The following is a 4236-nucleotide window of genomic DNA, read 5'->3' as shown; positions in this document are numbered from 1 at the left end:
GGTAAGGGTAGGAGACAGGAGACAGGAGACAGGAGACAGGAGAAAAGGGTCGGGAGCGAGGAGGTAGGAGTAAGATAAGAATTGTCCCAAGATTGTTCTGCCCAACTATGAGCCTAAAATACGCTCCATGCAAGAGCGTGAAGAGCTGAAAACCAGGCACTGCAATTCGACCCCAAAAAGGCTAAAACCTTTATCTGTAAATACTTTTAGATTTAATCAGCAAGCCCCAATTAGAACAATCCGAGGCTCCCCTACGGGAGAACGCAGGTCTCCAACCAACGTTGAGATGAGAATTCTCAAAATAATTGGTTCGCGCGACCCCACCTTGATTGGCAAAATGTTTTTGGAGGCTTGCTCAAATCCCCATTACAAAAACAACTTCTGACTTCTGACTTCGTTAATTATGCTTCTTCTGCTGCACGCTGTATCAACTTTCTAGCTACAGATTGAGTGCCTGTATGTTGAAAGTAATTTGTGGTTTTATCTAGAAATGCAGCTACAACATCTAAAGCGTCATCGGAAAAGTCGATAAAGCCACCAATTTTGTCAAAAATACTTTCTGGGGTTAAACCAACTGACCCAACCAAGTTATCCATCCACCCTTGAACTGCTCCGAAGGTCTCACTAATAAAGCCAAATTTGTCATCTCCAGGAATGGTATCGCTAATTGCTCCAAAAACTGCATTATCTGCAAAAGCACTTTCACCTTCTCCATCAAGGGTATCTTGTACTTTTTGTAGGAAGTCTGGACCCAAAGGTATCAAACCATCAAGACAAACTAAGGCAGCCATTCGCATCAGAGATGGACCACTATACTCCTCAGTCAGGTTTGTGACAAATTCTCCTGGATTAAGAATTGGCAGACCATTGAGTTTACTATAAGCTATCAACTCTGCTACAATTTTTAGGCACAGGTCAATAGATTGAGTTGTGTCAGCTTTGGGAGTTAAGCCTCCTAAAAAGCTTAAAAAGGGGATTTTTTCACTGACTATTTCGGCCATAGCTGCTGCAGCAAGAGCGCCGTCTACATTATCAACTAGGTTGTAATACCATATAGCTCCCTGATATCCATTATCCGCATCATTGTATAGCTCAATAGCTTTATTGCGGATATCCATAATTCTATCTGCATCTGTCTCACCTGTAATTACTTCAATAGTTTTATCAAAACCTACTACATTTTCCCACTCGCCAGGTACTACGAAATCTAGAGCATTGAGTGTTTTGACCGTTAGATTATTACTCGGTAGTTGGTCTAGTAAATCAATGATTGAATCGCTCATTTTGACCCCTTTTGCTTTGTTAGTTGTTTGCGTTGTCGTTCTTGATTTTTGATTGTTGATTCTATATTTGCATTGCCTTCACAGTTTCGGCGAAAAAAACTGATTTTTATGGTCTGTAACTACATCTCACTTTATATCATGTCTGCATTAAGTCTGCATTAATTAGTTACAAAAAACCTTCTCTATCTTCGTATTATCTGTTCCGTATTATTAGTTATTTTTGAGTATTCAACCGGAGATTGTATTACATTTTTTGATAATTTGACAATAATGGTGCAATAGCGTCAGTCCTGATACATAAATTTCAAAGTCGCTATCGAAAGTAAGACCGCGGTAACTCTTAGTCATCCGCGATCATTCCTAGCAAAATTTATTTCTACTTTAGCTGCATTACTTGCCTGTAGCTTGTTCTTAGGAATCAACTCATGCATTTCAACCCAAGCTTTGAGTGTGCTGAAAGCTGAGTGCTGTTTGCGGAGCATTCCGGTACGGAAAATACTGATAGCTAGTTAACAATGTCTCAAATAACGACCATATACATAGCCATAATAAGGATATGAAATTCTTGCCCAACCATGACGGTAACCAATAACACGGACACGAGCGCCGGGATGTAAACCTCCTATAATTCTACCCCAAGGATATGTCCTAATTCGCAAGTTGCGATGACGAGTTGCCACTCGACGACAACTACCATAATGCTTACTACCATGACCATAACTATGAGCAAGTTGCTCTTCACCTTCAGTGGGAATTGTAGTGATAGACTGCTCTACACTTTTAGTGTTCTGAGGCGCTCCTACTGCTATAGAAGTAAGACTCATACTACCAATAGCAGCAATAGATAATAAAGTACTCATTGCTACAGATTTTGTCCAATTCATCATCTGTTTCATTCCTCGATCTGATTGCATAAATTCCGGTCTTTATATTATTTTCTCAGAAAAGAGACCCTCAGACAAGACATTGAGTATTAATTTTGTTTAATCTAATCTTGTTATTTGTCTATACTAATCTTCACAATATTTTATTTAAGATATTGACATTAAGCTTATACTGTGATAAGCACATAAAAGAGTAATTAGTAACGACCGCTCATCACTCTATTTTTATTTTCTATTCAATAATTTTTATGTCATCTAATCAAAAGCTTTACGAAGGTAAAGCGAAAATTCTATATACCACTAACGACTCAGAAATATTACTTACTTATTTTAAAGATGATGCCACAGCATTTAATGCTCAAAAAAGAGGCACAATAACAGGGAAAGGTAGAATTAATTGTACTATTTCTAGTCACATATTTAAACTACTGGAAGCTAATGGTATACCTACTCATTTTATTGACTGTCCTGCACCAGATAAAATGAGAGTCCGAAAGGTGAAAATTTTGCTTATCGAAGTTATTGTGAGAAATATTGCTGCAGGTAGTCTTTGTAAACAAACTGGATTAGCAGAAGGAACAGTGTTGAAATTTCCTCTAGTGGAATATTGCTATAAAAATGATAGTCTTCAAGACCCACTGTTGACACGCGATCGCCTCTTAATAATGGAACTAGCTACCCCAGAACAATTAGAGCAAATACGGACTTTTGCCCTAAAAATTAATGATATTCTCAAAAATTTCTTTAACCAATGTCAAATTACTCTGGTGGACTTCAAACTCGAATTTGGCCTAGATCGGCAAAATAATCTGATTCTTGCGGATGAAATAAGTCCAGATAGCTGCCGACTTTGGGACCAATCTCAAACTGACTTAAACTTGAGAGTAATGGACAAAGACCGCTTCCGTCACGATCTTGGTAATGTAGAAACGGCATATCAACAAGTCTTAGAAAGGATTTTGGCTCAGACAGGTTGAGAACCCTGGCAATGGTGTACAATTTTACAGTTTGTATGGAAAATTTAACTGGTGTGTGGATTGTAGGGGATAGAATTATATGCGCTTGTCTCCGTTCTTAGTGGTAATTTTTGCTGCTTCAACAACTTTTGGAATCTCAAAATCTGCTAATGCTCAAATATCGAAAAGTAATACTGATATAGATAGTAATTTTATTGCTATATCTATTAATTCAAGAAAACAATTTAACAAATTTTCTTCTACTAAATCTTTTTTAGAGTTAGGATATAATTTCCCTTCACAAAAATTATTTGGTAGTATCAATAATAATTTCTCCCATATATCTTGGTCTAAAGAAGCAGTCAAACTTGATTTTTATGATTTAATTAAGGTTAGAGAAATTACAAAACCTGTAATTATTGGTAAAAGTTTAAATAGTAAATACAGTTCTGCTTTTAATAAGGAATTTGCAGAATTTTTCGCTTTTGCTTTAGAAAATCTTGAAAATCAACATATTCCTCAACTAGCTCTAATTAATAAAACAGTAGAAACCAAATTAGAACCAACCATCAATAAACAGTTTGCTCCTGAGATTTCTACTTCAGAAATTGTCGAAAATCAAAGGGAAAATCCTCAAGATTTCCAGTTGGCAAAAGGTGTAGAAACCAAATTAGAACTAACCATCAATAAACAGTTTGCTCCTGAGATTTCTACTTCAGAAATTGTGGATGACTGGAGGAAAAATTCTCAAAATATTGAGTTGGCAAAAGGTGTAGAAACTAAATTAGAACCAACCATAAATAAACAGTTTGCTCCTGAGATTTCTACTTCAGAAATTGTCGAAAATCAAAGGGAAAATCCTCAAGATTTCCAGTTGGCAAAAGGTGTAGAAACCAAATTAGAACCAACCATCAATAAACAGTTTGCTGCGAATATTCCTACTTCAGAAATTGTCGAAAATCAAAGGGAAAATCCTCAAGATTTCCAGTTGGCAAAAGGTGTAGAAACTAAATTAGAACCAACCATAAATAAACAGTTTGCTCCTGAGATTTCTACTTCAGAAATTGTCGAAAATCAAAGGGAAAATCCTCAAGATTTCCAGTTGGCAAAAGG

Annotated in this window: 4 protein-coding genes; 2 read left to right on the top strand and 2 right to left on the bottom strand. The window is 36.6% G+C overall.

Annotation, left to right across the window (positions count from 1 at the left end):
- Nucleotides 1-401: 401 nt before the first annotated feature.
- Nucleotides 402-1283, bottom strand: coding sequence for a hypothetical protein (locus tag F6K13_RS21055; protein WP_124143269.1), 882 nt, complete (start codon nucleotides 1281-1283; stop codon nucleotides 402-404).
- A gap of 509 nt (nucleotides 1284-1792) precedes the next feature.
- The gene (locus F6K13_RS21050; protein ID WP_287288271.1) at nucleotides 1793-2170 is read right to left on the bottom strand and encodes an SH3 domain-containing protein; all 378 of its coding nucleotides are present in this window, start codon (nucleotides 2168-2170) and stop codon (nucleotides 1793-1795) included.
- Nucleotides 2171-2415: 245 nt separating this feature from the next.
- Between F6K13_RS21050 and purC the strand changes: the two genes are divergently transcribed.
- Nucleotides 2416-3144, top strand: coding sequence for a phosphoribosylaminoimidazolesuccinocarboxamide synthase (gene purC, locus F6K13_RS21045; protein WP_124143267.1), 729 nt, complete (start codon nucleotides 2416-2418; stop codon nucleotides 3142-3144).
- A gap of 79 nt (nucleotides 3145-3223) precedes the next feature.
- A partial coding sequence (locus F6K13_RS21040) for a hypothetical protein (protein ID WP_287288269.1) occupies nucleotides 3224-4236 on the top strand: 1013 nt, incomplete at its 3' end.

This window comes from Okeania sp. SIO2B9 (genome assembly GCF_010672505.1).
GTDB lineage: Bacteria > Cyanobacteriota > Cyanobacteriia > Cyanobacteriales > Microcoleaceae > Okeania > Okeania hirsuta.
The sequence above is the reverse complement of the archived record's forward strand: the minus strand, read 5'-3'. Positions and strand labels throughout refer to the sequence as shown.

Bases quoted from the DNA above. Each gene is read 5' to 3' on its own strand.
- F6K13_RS21055 (WP_124143269.1), bottom strand. From the start codon at position 1,283: ATGAGCGATTCAATCATTGATTTACTAGACCAACTACCGAGTAATAAT.
- F6K13_RS21050 (WP_287288271.1), bottom strand. From the start codon at position 2,170: ATGATGAATTGGACAAAATCTGTAGCAATGAGTACTTTATTATCTATT.
- purC (WP_124143267.1), top strand. From the start codon at position 2,416: ATGTCATCTAATCAAAAGCTTTACGAAGGTAAAGCGAAAATTCTATAT.